The sequence below is a fragment of the Halomonas sp. ISL-56 genome (genome assembly GCF_018612805.1).
Classification (GTDB): domain Bacteria; phylum Pseudomonadota; class Gammaproteobacteria; order Pseudomonadales; family Halomonadaceae; genus Vreelandella.
The window spans coordinates 271,249-290,718 of record NZ_JAGGRO010000004.1 but is presented as its reverse complement, the minus strand read 5'-3'; the positions used below and the strand labels follow the sequence as shown (position 1 = coordinate 290,718).

Sequence of the window (19,470 nt, the reverse complement as noted above, 5' to 3'; positions counted from 1 at the left end):
AGCCTTTCACATAAAAGCGACGTTAAGGTGGAGCGGTGCATGGATATAGCGGATTTTTTTGACACCTTTTTTGAAGAGGCTGAAGAGCTGCTGTCGGATATGGAACAGCATTTGTTGGAATTGGATGTTGATGATCCCGACAGCGAGCAGCTCAATGCTATTTTCCGTGCCGCCCACTCGATTAAGGGGGGAGCGGGAACCTTTGGTTTTACTGTGCTGCAGAAAACCACGCATATTTTGGAAAATCTCCTCGATTACGCACGTAAAGGCGAACTGACGCTGCGAGCCGATCTTGTGGATACCTTTTTAGAGGCTAAAGACATCATGCATGAGCAACTCGATGCCTACCGCAGCGAAGAGGAGCCCAACCAAGAGGCATTTGAGCGCATTTGCCAGACGCTGCAACAAATTGCCCTGGATGAAATCGGTCAGCAGCTAGATGGCCCGGCTACTCCAGCAGCTAAACCCAAGGCTTCACCAGCGCCTGACGCCAGTGCGGAAAACAGTGCAGAAGCAAAAACTAGCGAAGAGAGTGGTGCGGGCGGCCATCTGCTAGTGGCACTGCTTAACGTAGCAGATAAAGACCGCATCTTGCTGGTTGAAGAGTTGGAGCAGCTCGGCGAAGTGCAGTCTCAATCCGGCGACGCAAAGCGCTACGAAGTTATCCTCAAAAGCAGCGACAGTGCTGACGATATTGAAGCCGTCATGTGCTTTATTATTGAGCCAGATCAGATTGAAATTTCGGCTGTCGAGGACGCTGTTGATAGCAAGGTAGGGACCGAAGCGCCAGCGCCATCTGCACCAGAAATTAAATTGGAAAAACCCGCTGCGAAGAAAGCTCCAGAGAAAGAAGCTGCTAAAGAAAAACCTAAAAAAGCCGCCGCCGAGACTTCGTCGATCCGCGTATCTGTGGATAAAGTCGACCAAATCATCAATTTGGTGGGTGAGCTGATCATCACTCAGTCGATGCTCGACCAAACGGTTAGCGACTTAGAAGACCAGTCCGTTGGTAATGCCTCATTGCAAAATGGCATGAGCTTGCTGCAGCGTAACGCTCGCGATCTCCAAGAAGCGGTCATGTCGATTCGAATGATCCCCATGGAGTTTGTATTTAGTCGTTTCCCCCGCGTTGTGCGTGACACTGCTGGTAAGCTGGGCAAAGAGATAGAGCTCATTACCGAAGGCAAGTCTACCGAGCTAGATAAGAGCTTGGTGGAACGGATCACCGACCCGTTAACGCACTTGGTGCGTAATAGCCTTGATCATGGCGTAGAGATGCCAGATGTACGCGAAGCCATTGGTAAGCCACGCATTGGTAAACTAACGTTATCGGCGCGTCATCAGGGCGGCAATATTTTGATTGAAGTGCGCGATGATGGTGCCGGTATGGATCGTGATCGTCTGCTTGCCAAAGCGCGTGAAAACGGCATGAACGTGTCCGATACCATGTCTGACGAAGAGGTTTTTCAGCTTATTTTTGCCCCCGGTTTTTCAACCGCGAAAGAAGTGACCGACGTATCGGGTCGTGGTGTGGGCATGGATGTGGTGAAACGTAACATTCAGAAAATGGGCGGCCGTGTTGAAATTCAATCAAAGCTAGGCGAAGGCACCAATACGCGTATCGTACTCCCGTTGACGCTGGCTATTTTGGACGGCATGTCCATTAAAGTGGGTGGTGAAACGTTTATTCTGCCTCTCTCCACAGTACTTGAGTCACTTCAACCTGCAAAAGACGATATGTACGCCATGGCGGGTGACGACGTTGTGATCAAAGTGCGCGACGAGTATCTGCCCGTGATCGCCATTCACGAAGTGCTAAACGTCGAGAACGCGATTACCGACCCTACCAAAAGCATCGCTGTCATTGTGCAGGGCGAAGGACGCCGTTACGCCATGCTGGTCGATGAGTTGATCGGACAGCAACAGGTCGTGGTCAAGAACCTGGAAGACAATTACCGCAAAGTACCAGGGATCTCGGCCGCGACCATTTTAGGCGATGGCAGCGTTGCGTTGATTCTGGATATTACTGGTTTACACCGCCTGAGCCGATATAAAAAAGAGGCAGGCAAAAAAGTAGTAAACAATCAAAACCTTTCATCTTTTAAGGAGGCTGAGCCGTCATGAGTCAATCCAACAGTGGTGCGGTGCTAGCCGCAGAAGCAGAAAATCGCGAATTCCTAGTGTTCTCATTAGGCGATGAAGAGTACGCCATTGATATTTTGAAAGTGCAGGAGATCCGTGGTTACGAAAACGTAACGCGAATTGCCAATGCACCAGATTTTATCAAAGGCGTCACCAATCTACGTGGCGTGATTGTACCGATCGTTGACCTACGCATTAAGTTTCACTTTGATAAGGTCGAATACGGTGGCCAGACAGTGGTGATCGTCGTCAATGTTGCAGACCGCGTGGTCGGTATCGTTGTAGATGGCGTTTCCGATGTGATGACATTGACCCCCGATCAGATTAAACCAGCACCGGAATTTGGCGTCACCCTCTCGTCTGATTTCCTCAGCGGATTGGGCAGTCTAGATGACCGCATGCTGGTACTCGTAGATATTGATAAGTTGCTCACCAGCGACGAAATGGCGCTAGTAGAAAGTACCAGCAACCAGTAGGGCGATCCAAGCGTGGCACAAGGAGCGTGCCAGACTCATTTCACCTAATGATGCATTCGTGCGCTATGGAAAGTGCTTGCGAGTGATGGTTGTGCGTGGAGAAAAAGGCGTGACACAGCGAATGCGGCAATTAATGAATAATATGACGGTGCGCTTAAGTTGGGGCTTGGTATTAGCGACGCTTTCGGTACTTGTCTTAATTGCCAGTGGTATCGGCCTTTATGCCCTGCATCATGGCGCGGCAATCGTGCAGGCGTCTGGCGATATTCAGGCGCAACAAGCCGCGTTCGGTGCTTTTGCCGCGACGATTCGCTGGGCGCTACTCGGCATTGTATTGATGACCATCGCCACGGTTATCGTCGTTATCTGGGGAGTGACGGCCAATGTGTTGCGCCCGTTAGACCGACTGGTGGGCTATTTTGAGCGTATGGCGCAGGGGGATTTAAGCCAGGCGATCTCCTCGCCGGGTAACAATGAGATCGGGCGGCTTTATAGCGCCATGGCGCACATGCAGGGCTCTCTCTCGCAGACGGTAGGCACGGTGCGTACCAGCGGTACATCGATTTATGAGCGCTCACAGCAAATTGCCAGTGGTAATAACGATCTCTCTTCACGCACAGAGCAGCAGGCGACTTCGTTAGAAGAGACGGCTTCTAGCATGGAACAGCTAGCCTCCACAGTAGGCCATAACGCTGAAAATGCACGTCAGGCTAGCCAACTGGCCGGAAGCGCTACCCAGACCGCACGCCGCAGCGGTGAGGAGGTGGGTGAGATCGTCAGTACCATGCAGGATATTAGCGCAAGCTCTCACCAAGTTGCTGATATTATTACTGTTATCGATAATATCGCATTCCAGACCAATATCCTGGCGCTAAATGCCTCGGTGGAAGCGGCACGTGCTGGGGAGCATGGTAGAGGGTTCGCCGTGGTGGCACAGGAAGTGCGCAGTTTAGCCAGTCGAAGTGCCGCTGCCGCAAAAGAGATTCGCACACTGATCGACGCATCGCTCAGCAAGGTAGATACCGGCACCCAGCGCGTCAATCAAGCCGGCCAAACAATGCAAGACCTGGTGATCGCTGTTCAACGCGTCAGCGATATTATGGATGAAATCGCCGCCGCTTCTGAGCAGCAGAGTAGTGGCATAGGTCAAGTGAACCAGGCCGTGGCGCAAATGGATCAGGTGGTGCAACAAAATGCCCAGTTGGTTCAGCAGGCCGCGCGAAGTGCCAATGAGCTTGAAAGTGAAGCGGCTCGCTTACGTGAGGCTGTGGAGCGCTTTCGTGTCACTGAGGCGCCCGCCCAGCGCAGGCCAATAACATCGGCTCTTATGCCTTCGGCAACGCCAAAGCTTCCGGCGCGCCACAACCAGCCAGCGAAAGAGGCAGAGGAGTGGGCATCGTTTTAATTTGCTTGGTAGGGCAGGCAAACATCACTTTTAAAAATAAAACACTAAAAAAAGGCAGATCATGCGTAATAACCAGCCAGTCTCTCAGCGTGAAGTTGAGCTAAAAGAGGACGATTTCTTAGTCTCGCGTACCGATACGAAGGGCCGCATCACCTATGCCAACCCTGCGTTTATCGATATTAGCGGCTTTGAGCACGCAGAGCTGATAGGTGCGCCGCACAACCTAATACGCCATCCGGATATGCCGCCAGCGGCTTTTGAAAACCTTTGGCAAACTGTTAAAACGGGTGAAACGTGGCGCGGGCTGGTTAAAAACCGCTGCAAAAATGGCGACCACTACTGGGTCAACGCCAGTGTGACGCCGATTGTCGAAGATGGACAAGTCGTGGGCTACACCTCTGTGCGCGTTCAGGCAAGCCGCGAAGCTATTGCCCAGGCAGAACAGGCGTACGCAGAAATACGTGAAGGCCGGGGCAAGCGACTCTACTTGGATAAAGGCCGGTTACGCCAGAAAGGGATGATCAAACGTTTGGCCCGGGTACGACTCGATACCATTCGAGCCAAGTTGGTCGGCATGATTGTCGTGGCAGGGCTGCTGCTGCTCATTAGCGGTGGCCTGGGTTTGTATGGCTTGAATGTCTCTGGCGAGCGTTTGGGCCAACTGAACAACGATGGCCTGCGTGACGTTATTCGCCTGCAGCAAATCGATCAAACCATTGCCCAAACCCGCCAAGCGATGATTGAGCCGGAGCGTATGGAGCTGATCAATCAACGATTTGAGATGGGTGAAAGTATTCAGGAAAGCGCCGCCGAGGTCGCCGCAGTTTGGCAGGAGTACTATTCCCGGGGAGTCAACGCGACGCAGCTTGCTGCTGAATTTGATCAACAGTTACAGGCGTTCCTGCAAAACGGTATGGGCCAAGCGGCCAGCGTTCTTCAAGCCGAAGAAACCTATCAAGCCTTTACCGGCCTGGATGCGGTGATCAGCGTGATGACCAACGAAGGCCGTCGCCTGTCAGGCATGGTCAACCAGCTGATTGCCCAGAAACAGCAGGCAGCTGAAGTAATGGCCGTTGATGCGCAGCAGGGCCAAACCACTATGCTAGGTGCGCAGGCCATTGTCCTTGGGATTGGTTTACTACTGCTAATTTTGATTGGCGTGGTTACCTCGCGGGCGATTACTAGGCCGCTAAAAAGTGCCGCAGGTTTTACGCTACAAATTGCTGGCGGTAATTTAGCCGCTAAAGTGCCCGCCCAGCGGCGTGATGAAGTAGGTCAATTGATGGACTCGCTGAACACCATGCGCAAAAGCCTCAGCAGCATCATTGGCGATGTTAAAAGCGGCATTGATGTGGTTACGCCAGCGGCCCGTGACATCGCTAGCGGTAACGAAGAGCTATCGTCGCGTACCGAGCAGCAGGCGGCCTCTTTGCAGCAAACCGCTTCCAGCATGGAAGAAATGACCGCTACCGTGCGGCAAAACAGCGAAAACGCTCAAGAAGCCCGCCGTCTAGCCGATAACAATGCTATCCAGGTAACGAATACCGGCGAGTTGATGGCACAGTTGGTCGACAATATGCAGCGGATTACGCAAAGCTCCCAGCAGATGGCAGATATTATCAATGTGATTGATTCAATCGCGTTTCAGACCAATATTCTTGCGCTGAATGCATCGGTTGAAGCGGCACGTGCAGGCGAGCATGGGCGTGGTTTTGCCGTTGTAGCTGAAGAAGTGCGTAATTTGGCGGGCCGCAGCGCAGGCGCGGCTCAAGAAATTCGAGGCCTGATTGATGGGTCTAACCGTGAGGTAAGCGCGGGGGCTAATTTGGTCACTAAAGCCGAAGCCGCGATTAGCGAAGTGGCAGAAGCTGCGCGTAGTGTGACCCAAATTATGCACGAAATATCGGCTGCCTCCGAAGAGCAGAGCCATGGTATTACCCAGGTTAACCAGGCAGTAGCAGAAATGGATCAAGGCACCCAGCGTAATGCTGTGCGGGTTCAAGAAACAGCGCGTGCTGCGGTTTCACTAGAGAAACAGGCAGGGCTATTAGCGCTATCGGTGGAAGCGTTTCGATTAAACAGTCAGGGGGCGCTACGTCCGCCAGCGGTGACAGCACCCAAGCACGCTGCTCAACTGCCTAGCACCGCGCCGTCGAATAATCCGCCCGTTAAACGGCAAACAGCCTCAATAGAGGAGTGGGAAGAGTTTTGACCGAACAACGTGAACGGGGTGTAGACGCTGGTCAGTGGACATCAAGCAGCCAGATTGAACGTGATCTGATACTGACTGATGCGGACTTTACGCGTATTCGCGAGCTGATCTATCAGCGCGCCGGTATTGTGTTGGCTGAGCATAAGCGTGAAATGGTCTATAGCCGCTTAGCAAAGCGGCTACGCCACCATGGCATGACGCGCTTTACCGATTATTTGGTACGCCTGGAGCGCCAGCCAGAAGCCAAAGAGTGGGAGGCATTTACCAATGCACTGACCACTAACCTGACGGCCTTCTTTCGTGAAGCGCACCATTTTCCGCTGCTGGCTGAGCATATAAAGAACAAGCAAGACCCGGTCACTATTTGGTGTTCGGCCGCCTCCACCGGGGAGGAGCCTTACTCGCTTGCCATGACGTTGTTGGAAACGCTGGGCGCTAAAGCGTCGCAAGCCAAAGTGATTGCCACCGATATAGATACCGATGCGTTGGCCAGGGCTCGCGCTGGGGTTTATCCCTTGGAGCAGGTGCGTAAGCTCGATGACGTGCGGGTCAAACGGTTTTTTCAGAAAGGCACGGGTAACCATGCGGGCTTTGCACGAGTGCGCCCAGAAGTATCTGCCCTGGTGGAGTTTCTGCCGCTCAACTTGCTAGCGCCGCAATGGCCAATTAAAGGCCCTTTTGATGCGGTGTTCTGCCGAAACATCATGATTTATTTTGATAAAGATACTCAATCAAAAATTCTTAAGCGGTTTGCGCCACTGATGAAGCCCGATGGTTTGCTGTTTGCAGGACATTCAGAAAACTTCTCGTATATCAGTGATGCGTTCAAACTGCGTGGCCAGACCGTTTATAACCTGGCTAAAAAATGAACAATTATCGTGTCTTTATGATCGCTTTAGGCGCTGTGGCTCCGGCGGTTGCAATCACACATCAGGCGTCTACAGCAAGAGGAGGCGTGCTTTGAGCGCAGCCAAGATCAAAGTATTGTGTGTCGATGATTCGGCACTAATTCGCGATTTGTTAACAGAAATTATTAATTCCCAGCCCGATATGGAAGTCGTTGCGGTAGCGCCTGACCCCATAGCTGCCAGGGATTTGATAAAGCAGCACAATCCTGATGTGTTAACGCTTGACGTGGAAATGCCGCGGATGGATGGCTTGGATTTTCTCGAGCGTTTAATGCGCCTGCGTCCTATGCCGGTATTAATGGTGTCGTCGCTAACCCAAAGCGGTTCAGAAATCACCTTGCGTGCGCTTGAGCTGGGTGCGCTGGATTTTGTCGCCAAGCCGAGCCTCGGAATCCGCAATGGAATGATGGAGTACGCCGACGAAATTGCCGAAAAGCTGCGTGCTGCGGCGCGCTCACGCCCCCGCCAAGCACGGCATAAAAACACACCGCCGCCTGCAGCCTTGAAAGCCCCGCTGGTGTCGAGTGAAAAATTGATTATCATCGGCGCGTCCACCGGCGGCACTGAGGCGATTCGGGCGGTGCTTGAACCGTTACCGGCAAATGCTCCGGCTATTTTGATTACCCAGCATATGCCCGGTGGTTTTACGCGTTCGTTTGCTGAGCGGCTAGATCGGCTGTGCCGTATTACAGTTAAAGAAGCCACGGATGGCGAGCGGATTCTACCTGGGCACGCCTATATTGCTCCAGGGGATCAGCACCTCAAGTTGGCACGTAGTGGCGCTAACTACGTAGCACGATTAGATGACGGCCCGCCGGTAAACAGACACCGCCCATCGGTAGACGTGCTGTTTCACTCAGCAGCTCAGTACGCAGGTAAGAACTCCATCGGCGTGATTCTGACCGGTATGGGCAAGGACGGCGCGGCAGGGCTGCTTGAGATGCGTGAAGCGGGCGCGCCCACCATTGCTCAAAATGAGCAGTCCTGCGTTGTTTTCGGTATGCCGCGAGAAGCCATTGCGATGGGGGGAGCGGTGGAAGTGGTGGCTTTGGACGATATTCCCTCGCGGATGATGGCACTGGTCGCTGCCTCAGGCCGCGCCCAACGTGTGTAGTGCCATTCATCAAAAGTTAGCAATCATAAAAACGTAATAAGCTCGCAAGGGAAATCACAATGAATCGTTTACTGCGCAACTTGAGTATTCACGCCGCTGTGGTCGCGGCACTTAGCTGCTTTGTCGTGCTGATTTTGGTGATTGCGGGTTTGGGGGTTGTGGCTGACCGCGATGCGCGAACTAATATGGCAACGCTGAATAATATTAGCGGTGCGCAGTTAAATGAGATTAATCGCGCCGACTCACTGCTAAACCAAGCCATGCTGGCGATGGAAACGGCCTCGAACTATTTAATGGTGGGACAGACTCGGCAATCCAATGAGCAGGTCGCCATCGCTGGTGATCGCATTACGCGTGCCGAGGATCGTTTCGAGCGTTTTGCGTCAAATTCATTCTCTCCGCAAGGTGAGGCGATGGCAAATGCCCTGATCGAAGATTTTAATGCTGTCATGGTGTTGGTTAAACAGCAGCATGAAACCTTCGAGTATATGGATTTAACCAGCTATAACGACCTGCGTGATGAGTTGGACGAACCGTTAAGTAGTTTGTCTGAAAGTATGACGGCATTCGTTGATTACGGCTTCCAGCGGGTAGATACCATTGGGGCCGACGCGGAGGCCCAGAGCAATCTATTTAACATTATCAAAGTGGCGGTAGTGGTCTTTGCCCTGTTGATGACCTTAGTGATCTACATCGGTTTACGCAGCACGGTGATTGCGCCGCTAAGAGGCGCCATTCAACGCCTAGACGCGATTGCCGAGGCCGACCTAACCGATCCATTGCCGGAAGCGGGTAAAAATGAAATAGGACGTCTGTTTGGCGCCATGGGCACCATGCAGCAGAACCTCACCAATATCGTTAGCCGCGTACGCGAAGGCAGCAACGAGATTCATCACGGCACGCGTGAAATTGCCAGCGGTAACGCTGATCTCTCATCGCGCACGGAACAGCAGGCCGCATCGATTCAAGAAACCGCGGCCAGCATGGAAGAGATGACCGCGACGGTAAAACAGAATGCCGACAACGCCCGCCAGGCCAGCACATTGGCAGCAGACGCTTCCACCACGGCCGAGCGCGGTGGAAAAGTGGTGGAACAGGTGGTGCAGACGATGCACGGCATCTCCACTAGCTCGAAAAAAGTCGCCGACATTACCAGCGTGATTGATTCGATTGCCTTTCAAACCAATATCTTGGCGCTTAACGCCTCAGTAGAAGCCGCACGGGCTGGCGAGCAAGGCCGAGGCTTTGCGGTGGTGGCAGGAGAAGTGCGCAACTTGGCTAGCCGTAGTGCGGATGCGGCCAAAGAGATTAAAACCCTGATTGATGCCTCGGTAACGCAGATTCAGCAAGGTTCCACCCTGGTTGAGCAGGCGGGCACCACGATGTCGGATGTAGTCACCGCGGTGCGTCGAGTCACCGATATCATGGATGAAATTTCTGCCGCTTCCCAAGAGCAGAGCGACGGCATTGAGCAGGTTAGTCAGGCCGTGGGCCAGATGGATCAAGTCACCCAGCAAAACGCCGCGCTGGTGCAGCAAGCCACTGCGGCAGCTGCCTCGCTTGAGGAGCAGGCCAACCGGTTGGAACAAGCAGTAGCCGTATTTAAATTGTTAGGTGTGCAAGGAGCGCCGGTGCTGCCCTCCGCTTCACCAGCAACGAATACTATGTCTACAAATACGATGCCTGCACCCAGGGCCGGTCAGCAGCAAGCGGGTCGACCGGCCGCCAAGCGTAGTGACCACGAAGAGTGGGAAGAATTTTGAAGAACAGTTTTAGGAACTGCTCTTAGAAACAGTTTTAAATCCCTGACTGTACTTTTCAGTCACCCCTGAGCCATATACTGATTGATTAGAGGATGACCCATGGCAGATAAGAATATGAGTTTCCTGGTTGTAGACGACTTTCCTACCATGCGTCGGATCGTACGTAGTCTGCTTAAGGAGCTGGGCTTCACCAACGTGGATGAAGCCGAAGATGGTCAAGATGCGCTCAATAAACTGCGCGCCGGCAAGTTTGAATTCGTCGTTTCCGATTGGAACATGCCGAACCTGGATGGCTTGGAGATGCTCAAGGAAATCCGTCAGGATGACGCCTTGAAAAACCTTCCCGTGCTGATGGTGACCGCAGAAGCGAAGAAAGAGAACATTATAGCGGCCGCTCAGGCGGGCGCTAACGGCTATGTCGTCAAGCCGTTCACTGCCGCTACCCTAGAAGAAAAACTCAATAAGATCTTCGATAAATTGGGTATGTGAGTGACTGAGCCTATGTGCTTGGGTAACGAGGAGACAACATTATGAGCCAGAATGAGCAGTCCGATTCTGAGCAATCGTCTGAACAAACGTCTGAGCAAGCCGCTGAAGACCTAATTCATCGCATTGGCAAGTTGACGCGCATGTTGCGCGAAAACATGCGCGAGCTGGGTCTGGATAAAGAAATCGAGAAAGCGGCTGTAGCCATCCCCGATGCACGCGACCGCCTGCACTACGTCGCCACCATGACCGAGCAGGCAGCAGATCGGGCGCTCAATGCCGTTGATCGTGCGCAGCCGCTGCAGGATCAGTTGTCAGACCGAGCAGAAGCGCTGGATAAGCGTTGGGCCGAGTGGTTTGAAGCGCCGAAAGAGCTGGATGAAGCCAAGGCACTCGTGGTTGAGACCCGCACTTATCTCAGCGATGTGCCTGATGTGGTGTCAGCCACTAATAAAGAACTGATGGAAATCATGATGGCCCAGGACTTTCAAGACCTGACTGGCCAAGTGATTAAGAAGATGATGGACGTGATCCATGAGATCGAACATCAGCTGGTTCAGGTGCTTATTGATAACGCGCCGGGGGATCATGCACGAGAAACGCTACAACGCAAGGCCGAGGATCAGTGGAAAAGCGACAATGCACGGCGTAACGAAGAGCTTTTGAATGGGCCGCAAGTGAAGGATAATGTCCCCGATACCGTCTCTGGGCAAGATCAAGTAGACGACTTACTGGATGAATTAGGCTTTTAACGCGCGTTATTAAACGCCCTCTGGGCACGCAAGCACGCTATTCAGCCGTCCCTATGGGCGGCTGAATACGTGATAAGCTTCGCTTCACCTGGCCGGATACCCGTATGGCAGATAACGATAGCGACCAGGAAAAGACTGAAGAGGCCACGCCCAGGCGAAAAGAGAAAGCCCGTGAAGAGGGCCAGGTTCCCCGTTCCCGCGAGTTAAATACGTTTTTGCTTCTGCTGGGCGGTGTGATTGGCCTCTATAGCATGGGCAAAATGCTCTACGACCAGTTGGGTGCGGTGATGGAGCAAGCTTTCTTGTTTGAGCGTCGCCAAGCAATGGAAAGTACGCCGATGTTGGTCAGTGCACTGGATCTTGGTCAGCGCACGCTATTTGCCATGATGCCGCTGTTTTTACTGCTAGTCGTGATTGCATTAGTAGCCCCCGGGCTGATGGGAGGCTGGCTGATATCGGCGAAATCGATGCAGCCCAAGTTTTCCAAACTAGATCCTATTAAGGGCGTAAAGCGTATTTTCTCCACCCAGGCTTTGATCGAACTGGCAAAAGCGATTGCCAAGTCGGTTCTGGTAGGGGGTGTCGCTGCAACGTTTTTGTATTACAACATCGGCAAATTTATGGCGCTGATGGATCAGCCTATCCAGCAAGCGCTGACCAATGCTCTCACCATGGCGGCTCAGGCAGCTGGGTTAATGGTGCTGGTGCTGATCGTGGTCATTTTGATCGATGTGCCGTTCCAGCTCTGGGACAATGCCAAGAAGCTGCGCATGAGTCAGGAAGAGGTCAAGCGCGAGCACAAAGAGTCCGAAGGCGACCCCCACGTGAAAGCGCGCATTCGCCAGCAGCAACAGGCCATGGCGCGGGGCAGGATGATGAGCAAAGTGCCCCAGGCGGACGTCATCATTACCAACCCCACGCACTACGCGATAGCGCTGACTTATCAGGAAGGCAGTATGGGCGCTCCCCGGCTGGTGGCAAAGGGCGCTGATGCGGTGGCCGCGCGAATTCGCGAAATCGCTGAAGAGGCCGGTGTGCCACGATTGGAAGCAGCGCCACTGGCGCGTGCCCTGTATCATCACGTAGATCTAGAGGCGGAGGTGCCTGCCGAGCTGTATACCGCGGTGGCGGAAGTAATGGCCTGGGCCTATCGCCTCAAGCAAGTAGCAAAACAAGGAGGCGAGGTGCCCCCAACCCCCGATAACCTGCCGGTACCGCCGGAGATGGAAAACCCCGGGCATGGCGCCGGTGGTAATGAGGCACAACCATGAAAGGCTTGAGTCAGCTAGTAGGACGGCGCGACTGGATGAGTGATGTGCGCATGAAGCTGCTGGTCGGGCCGCTGCTCATCCTGATGATTTTGGGCATGATGATTGTGCCCTTGCCCCCCTTTGCCCTGGATTTACTCTTCACCTTCAATATCGCGCTGGCCATTATGGTGTTAATGGTCAGCATGTTTACCCAGAAGCCGCTGGACTTTGCGGCTTTCCCTGCTGTGTTGCTATTTACTACGCTGCTGCGCCTGTCGCTCAATGTGGCCTCTACCCGGGTGGTACTCATGGAGGGCCACCAAGGCGGTGCGTCCGCGGGTAAGGTCATTGAAGCGTTCGGGGCGTTCCTGGTCGGCGGTAACTTCGCTGTAGGCCTAGTGGTCTTTCTGATCCTTGTCATCATCAACTTTATGGTTATCACCAAAGGTGCTGGCCGTATTGCCGAAGTCGGTGCACGCTTCACGCTGGATGCGATGCCCGGTAAGCAAATGGCCATTGATGCCGATTTGAATGCTGGCTTAATCGGTGAAGATGACGCCAAAAAGCGCCGTGCGGAAGTCTCTCAAGAGGCTGATTTCTTTGGCTCCATGGACGGCGCAAGTAAGTTTGTCCGTGGCGATGCCATTGCCGGTTTGGTGATTATGGTAGTCAATATCATCGGCGGGCTGTTGATTGGTATGCTGCAGCACGATATGAGCTTTGGCGCGGCAGGCCAAACCTATATGCTGTTGGCGATCGGCGACGGCTTGGTAGCGCAAATTCCGGCACTGGTGATCTCGACCGCAGCGGGTGTCACGGTATCTCGGGTCAGCATGGATACGAACGAAGACATTGGCCAGCAAATGCTCAGCCAGCTGTTCGTTAATCCTCAGGTGCTGATCTTGGCCGCCGTAGTAATGGGGCTATTGGGCATGGTGCCTGGCATGCCCAACTTCGTGTTTCTGCTCTTTACCGGTCTATTGGCTGGTTTAGCGTGGTTTATTATGCGCCAAAAAGATCAGGCGTTGGTCAAAGAGGAAATTGCGACTGCGCCTGTGCCGTTACAAGAGACCCCCGAAGCGAGCTGGGAAGACGTGCAACTGGTCGATACCCTCGGCCTGGAAGTGGGGCATCGCTTAATACCGCTGGTCGACTCGCGTCAAAAAGGCGAACTGCTGGGGCGCATTAAGAGCGTGCGGAAGAAGTTTGCCCAGGAAGTGGGCTTCCTGCCGCCAGTGGTGCATATCCGAGATAATCTGGAGTTGCCGCCGAATGCCTATGTTCTCTCCATGAAAGGCGCTGAAATTGGCCGCGCCGAGGCACAGCCAGGCAAATGGCTGGCAATCAATCCAGGCCAGGTCTCCGGCGAGCTGCAGGGCACTCATACCCAAGATCCTGCCTTTGGTTTGCCCGCAGTCTGGATTGATAGCAACCAGCGTGAACATGCTCAGGTGTATGGCTATACCGTGGTAGACGCTAGCACCGTCATCGCGACTCACTTGAACCACCTACTGCACCGCCACTCTCCCGAGATGTTGGGTCGTCAGGAAGTGCAGAAGTTGCTGGATAAAATGGGTGATGATCAGAAAGCACTGGTCGAAGAAGTGATTCCCAAAGCTATTTCGCTGACAGTCTTGCAGCGTATCTTGCAAAATCTGCTCGATGAAGATGTCTCTATCCGCGATATGCGTACTATTCTGGATACCTTGGCGGAGTACGCCACCCAGCAAAAAGATCCTAACGAGTTGACGGCGCTAGTGCGTGTTTCTCTCGGGCGGGCGATTGTCCAGCAGTGGTTTGCAGGGCAGGAGACGCTTAATGTCATGGGGCTAGATGCACAACTGGAACAGGTGCTGGTACAGGCCATGAACGGTAACGGCGCCATGGAGCCCGGGTTGGCAGAAACATTGATGACCCAGGCGCAGCAGGCGCTGGAGCGTCACGAAAGCTCCGGCGAGCCGCCGGTACTGGTTGTGCAGCACTCGTTGAGAGCGGTACTCTCGCGCTTCTTGCGTCGCCGTTTACGCCATATGTCGGTGCTTTCCCAGGCTGAAATTCCCGATGACCGCACATTAAGAGTGACCACAATAGTAGGCGGACGTTAATGATGACACGCCGTGATAGGCTAGCGTCGACCATTTCCAGAATAGGCAAAAGGTAAATCATGAGCGTTAGACGTTTCGTGGGAGCCAACAGTCGTGATGTGATGCGCCAAGTGCGCGAAACGCTCGGTGAAGACGCCTTGATTGTCGCGAATCGGCGTACCGAAGGGGGCGTTGAAATCTTGGCCATGGCGGACGAAGCCATCGACCACTTTGAACCTTCACCGCAACCCACTCCCCCTGAAACGTCGTCAGCACCTCCACCGCAAGACCCCATGCAGGCGATGAGCGAGCGCCTACTGCGCGAAATGCAGGATATGCGCGCGCTGCTGGCAAACAACCAGCCAGCCAATCCCGCCGCCCAAGCGGCAACAGCACCCACCGGTACGGCGGCGCGACTGCGCCAACTGCTATGGAACGTCGGTTTTAGCAGTGAGCTCGCCGATGAGCTGCTAGCGGGGATGCCCGAACCGCTAATCAGATTAGACAGCGATAGCGAAGCGCCGCTTAAGTGGCTGCGTCAGCAATTAATGGATCGCCTCAGCGTGCTAAGCGACGAGCCAAGCTTCTTTGATCAAACCGGTATTGTCGCCCTGGTGGGGCCGACGGGGGTGGGTAAAACCACCACCACCGCCAAGCTAGCCGCGCGTTTTGTGATGCGCCACGGCACGCGCCCGGTGGCGCTGGTCACCACCGACAGTTTCCGGATTGGTGCCCACGAGCAGCTGCGCATCTATGCGCGCCTGCTGGATACCCCGATGTACGCGCTGGATGCCGAGCAACCCATCGACGATTTGCTGGGCCGACTGCAGGGCAAGCAGTGGGTGATTATCGACACCGTGGGTATGAGTCAGCGTGACCAGCGGGTGATTGAGCAGATTGCTCACCTCCAGGGAGGACGCTCGCGGGTGCGTTTGGTACTGCTGCTCAATGCCGCCAGCCAGCCAGAAACCCTGGAGGAAGTCGTGCTGCGTTATCGCCAGGCAGCGCGAGCGGCGGGCGCAGAGTTAGATGACTGTATTATTACCAAACAGGATGAGGCGGGTCGTCTGGCGCCAGTGTTAGACATTATTATGCGCCACGGGATGCGCGTGCTGTTTGGTTCAAATGGTCAGCAAGTGCCCGAAGATATGGCCATTGCTGCCCCTGCCGCGCTAGTGGATCAAGCACTGAGCACAGCGACACCACAGCGTGAACGGGCGCAAAGTGCAGATGCCCCGATGGGGATGCCGCGCTGGTCGCGGGATGTGCTGGGCCAAGGGCGTCGTTTGTCGTCGCTACTGGCGCGGCTGCGTCAGCGCGTTACGGGATTTACGGAATTAGAAGAGATCTGGAACTTAGCCTCGCTGCCAAGCCGTGTGCAGGAACAGCGTTTGGATACACTGCTCGCCAGCTACCCAAAGGCGGAAACCACCCTCGGTATGGCGTGGTCAGCGCGGCGCAATGAGCGCGGCTGTGACTGGGCAATGCCGGACATTGGGCTGGACACGGATGGCGCATGGCTGGCGCTTCCCTGGCTGCAGCATCGCCATGCCGCGGGATGGCAGCCGCGATTAGCTGCGTTGTCTTCATCAAGTGGCGTCGCGGTGCACCTGCTACCGCGCTTTCCTGAATCGGATGCGCTAGCGTGGCTGGAAGCCGAGCATTTGACCTGGGTCAGCCAAGTAGCCCCCAGTCATAGGGTACTCTTTCACCACGAGCGTCAGACTATTCGCCAGCTGTTCAATGACAGTGTGCTAACGCACCATGTGGGCGTGCGTTTTCGTGGCCAACCGGTGCAACTGTGGACTGCCTACGCTGAAGTTGAGGACGCCGGCGGCACTGCGCTGCTCGCCTGGTACGGGGAGGTACGCGATCCGGAAAGTGCCAAAGTGGTGGTGCGCCGCTACTGGCTGACCCCGGCAAGGTTGGGGGCAGAGGTGCTCTCGCTACTGTTAACACAGCTGCAAAGCGAAGGTTTGGCCGCCTTGACACGGCGTGCTTGGCAGCAGTTAAAAGAGGCTGATAGTGGTGATCTAAACGCTGAAGTTCGCCTGTTAATGGCCAGTGGTGTGGCGTCAGTCGCCGGACATCTCGATGTGGCCGATGATGAGGAGGCACAGACGCTACGCGGTGATCTACTCAACCTATTAGGCACTAGCCGTCGCCGCCGCGATACCGGCATGCTCGACGCGCTGGTCTATGCCTTTATGGCGCGGGATGCGATTCGTCAAATGGGCAGTGTGAGTCGAGAGGGCGTGGCGTGAGCGAACAAGATCAAGCCTCGGGACTGCGCAAGTGGGCAAGTTTGCAGCGCCAACAGCAGCAGAACGAAGGAGCTGTTGATGTCGCGGCGGCAGAGCATGTGCCCGAACACTCTCCTGCCTTATTAACGCCTACGGTGGCGGCAGTGGAAGAGCCAACGACGTTGGCGCCGCCCAAGCCAAAAATTCCGCTTATTGTGGTCGGGCTACCCGGTAGTGGTACACCCCAGCTGAACAAGGTTAAAGCGCGACTGGGACAGTGGTCGGAGCTAGGTAGAAGCTGGGCCGGGGAGCCTGATGATTGGGATATTCGTATCGTAACGGCGGACACTTCCGATCTTGCTGAGTTACGCGCTCAATACAATCGTTGGGCGCTGTGGATCAGTAGCGATGCCGATACGTTTGCCGCCATGTTCCGCACGTTGCGTCAGCTACACGAGCGGGGCGGGCCGCGTCGTTTACTGGCGCTCCATGAGCCGCACTTGCCGCGCCAAGGGTTGCTCAATAACTTGCGCGAGTCCGCTCATTACTACTTAAATATGGAGTTACTCGTACTTGCACGATGAGCGCACTCTGCCGAGGAGAGCAAGCATGCTAAGCTGGCTATTAAAGGGGAGACTGTCACTGATCTTAGTACTAGTGGCAGGGTGCCTACTAACAGGATTCACGGAGAGTGCCCAGGCGGCACCCGGTAGTTGGAGCAGCCAGATATCCGGTCTGATGGTGGCGATGAGTGATCGGGCAAGCGCTAGTCAAGACGCTATCCCACCCGCTTCCGCTAATAACCTACAGTCGGGGCGGCTTGGTCGTATTCATTGGCAGTTTCAGCACCCCCCCGGTGCACTATTAAACGCTTGGCTGTGCCATCCTGAACAGTGTGTTGCATTAACCGGTATGCGTGGTTCTACCACCGCACTGGAGGGGCGAACCGCCGATGAGCCATTGCATTTTCGCTTCGCCTTACGCCCAGGCCAACGGCCTGTTCGTGTGCAAGGGTTGCAATTGATTGTGAACTATCAGTGAAGGCTGGATAGCCGCGAGGCGAGAATATGTACACAGCACAGGGCAGGATCAAGCAAAATGAGCTGTTGACGCAATATATGCCACTGGTGCGACGTCAGGCCTTGACGCTACAGGTTCGATTGCCAGCGAGTATTGAGCTCGATGACCTTATTCAGGCCGGGATGGTGGGGCTGCTGGAAGCGCTGGGTCGTTTCGATGCCACCCAGGGGGCGACGTTCGCCACCTTTGCCAGTCAACGTATTCGCGGCGCGATGGTGGATGAGTTACGCACCCGCGACTGGCTGCCCCGCAGCGTACGCCGCTCGGCGCGTGCAGTGGATAGCGCCGTGCGCCAATTAGAGCAACTGCTAGGGCGAGTACCAGAAGAGAACGAAATTGCTCAACACCTTGAGATGCCGCTCAGCGAGTATCAGCAGCTTCTAAATGACACTAACAGCGGCCAACTGTTGCCATTTGAAGAGCTAGTGGCCGATGGCGGTGAGCCGATCAGCAACGAACTGGGCAATTCCCCATTCGATCAGTTGTTGGATGGTCAGCAGCGGCAAACGCTGATTGACGCGATTGAAGCGCTACCTGAGCGTGAAAAGCTGCTAATGGCGTTGTACTACCAAGAAGAACTTAACCTTAAGGAAGTAGGCGCTGTGTTGGGCGTAACGGAGTCACGCGTTTCTCAACTGCACAGCCAAGCCGTCAGCCGTTTACGCGCTCGCTTACACGACTCGGCATAACACCTCTATTTTACTCACTTGTGACCGGCAAGGAGCCGTGGATGAATCCTTCGACGCTGATAGGCATATTTGCCAGCATACTGCTGCTGGTGAGCGTGCTGTTTTTCACTGCAGAGTCCCCTGAAAGTTTTATCAATTTACCCGGACTGGCCATTGTGGTGACCGGTACGCTAGCGGCGACCTTCATCAGCTACCCGCTGAAAGAGGTGCTCCGCGTTGTACGGCTGGTGGGCTTGGTATTTCGGCGTGAAAACACCTATATGCGTGATGATATCCGCGAATTGGTGGATATGTCTCGGTTATGGTTTAAAGGCGATGTGCGTGCGGTCGAGCGCGAGCTGGAGCATACCCGCAATCCTTTTTTGCGCACCGGGATCCAACTGGTGATCGCCAATACCAAAGAGGACGAAATTTTTGACATGCTGCGCTGGCGCATTGCCCGCCTTAAAGCGCGTGAGCATGCCGAGGCACAAATATTTCGCACCATGGCCACCTATGCACCTGCCTTTGGCATGATCGGTACCCTGGTGGGGCTGGTCAATATGCTGGAGGTCATGGACGCTGGTGACTTACAGGTCATTGGCCCGCGCATGGCAGTGGCCCTGCTCACTACCTTCTACGGCATTTTACTTGCCAACTTGGTGTTTAAACCGATTGCGGTGAAGTTAGAGCGCCGTACCGAAGAGCGGCTGATTACCATGAACATGGTGCTGGAAGGTATTTCGTTGATTACCAAGCGCCGCTTGCCGTCGTTCATTGAAGAGACCCTCAATTCCTTTGTGGCTAATTACCACGATGAGATTCGTGATAACAGTGTCAAACCCAGGCCTGATTCGTCGGTAAGTTCGGCGGCCAAGGGGTAGGCC

Annotated in this window: 16 protein-coding genes; all 16 read left to right on the top strand. The window is 54.6% G+C overall.

Annotated elements, in window-relative coordinates; genetic code table 11:
- Positions 1-39: 39 nt before the first annotated feature.
- The 16 genes from cheA (at position 40) to J7J49_RS03355 (ending at position 19,467) form a co-directional block, all read left to right on the top strand.
- A complete protein-coding gene (cheA, locus tag J7J49_RS03430) occupies positions 40-2,124 on the top strand; it encodes a chemotaxis protein CheA (protein WP_215090162.1) in 2,085 nt (694 codons plus the stop codon).
- Positions 2,121-2,618, top strand: coding sequence for a chemotaxis protein CheW (cheW, locus tag J7J49_RS03425; protein WP_215090160.1), 498 nt, complete (start codon positions 2,121-2,123; stop codon positions 2,616-2,618). Before cheA ends, cheW begins: the two co-directional genes overlap by 4 nt.
- Before the next feature lie 133 nt (positions 2,619-2,751).
- Entirely contained in the window at positions 2,752-4,023 is a 1,272-nt protein-coding gene (locus J7J49_RS03420) for a methyl-accepting chemotaxis protein (protein WP_251048112.1), read from the top strand.
- Between the two features lie 61 nt (positions 4,024-4,084).
- Positions 4,085-6,235: a methyl-accepting chemotaxis protein gene (locus tag J7J49_RS03415; protein ID WP_215090157.1), complete on the top strand. Its 2,151-nt coding sequence runs from the start codon at positions 4,085-4,087 to the stop codon at positions 6,233-6,235.
- A complete protein-coding gene (locus J7J49_RS03410; RefSeq protein ID WP_215090155.1) occupies positions 6,232-7,104 on the top strand; it encodes a CheR family methyltransferase in 873 nt (290 codons plus the stop codon). The genes J7J49_RS03415 and J7J49_RS03410 overlap by 4 nt, the downstream gene beginning before the upstream one ends.
- A 91-nt stretch (positions 7,105-7,195) precedes the next feature.
- Positions 7,196-8,257, top strand: coding sequence for a protein-glutamate methylesterase/protein-glutamine glutaminase (locus J7J49_RS03405; RefSeq protein ID WP_215090153.1), 1,062 nt, complete (start codon positions 7,196-7,198; stop codon positions 8,255-8,257).
- Between the two features lie 59 nt (positions 8,258-8,316).
- Positions 8,317-10,020, top strand: a complete 1,704-nt coding sequence (locus tag J7J49_RS03400; RefSeq protein ID WP_215090151.1) for a methyl-accepting chemotaxis protein — start codon at positions 8,317-8,319, stop codon at positions 10,018-10,020.
- Between the two features lie 99 nt (positions 10,021-10,119).
- Positions 10,120-10,509, top strand: a complete 390-nt coding sequence (gene cheY / locus J7J49_RS03395; protein ID WP_215090149.1) for a chemotaxis response regulator CheY — start codon at positions 10,120-10,122, stop codon at positions 10,507-10,509.
- A gap of 41 nt (positions 10,510-10,550) precedes the next feature.
- Positions 10,551-11,258 carry a protein phosphatase CheZ gene (cheZ, locus tag J7J49_RS03390; protein ID WP_215090147.1) on the top strand — a complete coding sequence of 236 codons (708 nt, stop codon included), beginning with the start codon at positions 10,551-10,553 and terminating at the stop codon, positions 11,256-11,258.
- Positions 11,259-11,362: 104 nt separating this feature from the next.
- Positions 11,363-12,529: a flagellar biosynthesis protein FlhB gene (gene flhB / locus J7J49_RS03385; RefSeq protein WP_215090145.1), complete on the top strand. Its 1,167-nt coding sequence runs from the start codon at positions 11,363-11,365 to the stop codon at positions 12,527-12,529.
- Positions 12,526-14,613 carry a flagellar biosynthesis protein FlhA gene (gene flhA / locus J7J49_RS03380; protein ID WP_215090143.1) on the top strand — a complete coding sequence of 696 codons (2,088 nt, stop codon included), beginning with the start codon at positions 12,526-12,528 and terminating at the stop codon, positions 14,611-14,613. Before flhB ends, flhA begins: the two co-directional genes overlap by 4 nt.
- A 59-nt stretch (positions 14,614-14,672) precedes the next feature.
- A complete protein-coding gene (gene flhF / locus J7J49_RS03375; protein WP_215090141.1) occupies positions 14,673-16,856 on the top strand; it encodes a flagellar biosynthesis GTPase FlhF in 2,184 nt (727 codons plus the stop codon).
- Positions 16,853-17,419 carry a C15 family peptidase gene (locus J7J49_RS03370; RefSeq protein ID WP_215090139.1) on the top strand — a complete coding sequence of 189 codons (567 nt, stop codon included), beginning with the start codon at positions 16,853-16,855 and terminating at the stop codon, positions 17,417-17,419. The genes flhF and J7J49_RS03370 overlap by 4 nt, the downstream gene beginning before the upstream one ends.
- Positions 17,420-17,444: 25 nt before the next feature.
- Positions 17,445-17,876: a flagellar protein FlhE gene (locus J7J49_RS03365; protein WP_215090137.1), complete on the top strand. Its 432-nt coding sequence runs from the start codon at positions 17,445-17,447 to the stop codon at positions 17,874-17,876.
- Positions 17,877-17,902: 26 nt separating this feature from the next.
- The gene (locus tag J7J49_RS03360) at positions 17,903-18,604 is read left to right on the top strand and encodes an RNA polymerase sigma factor FliA (RefSeq protein WP_215090135.1); all 702 of its coding nucleotides are present in this window, start codon (positions 17,903-17,905) and stop codon (positions 18,602-18,604) included.
- A gap of 41 nt (positions 18,605-18,645) precedes the next feature.
- Positions 18,646-19,467: a motility protein A gene (locus J7J49_RS03355; RefSeq protein ID WP_215090133.1), complete on the top strand. Its 822-nt coding sequence runs from the start codon at positions 18,646-18,648 to the stop codon at positions 19,465-19,467.
- Positions 19,468-19,470: the final 3 nt, after the last annotated feature.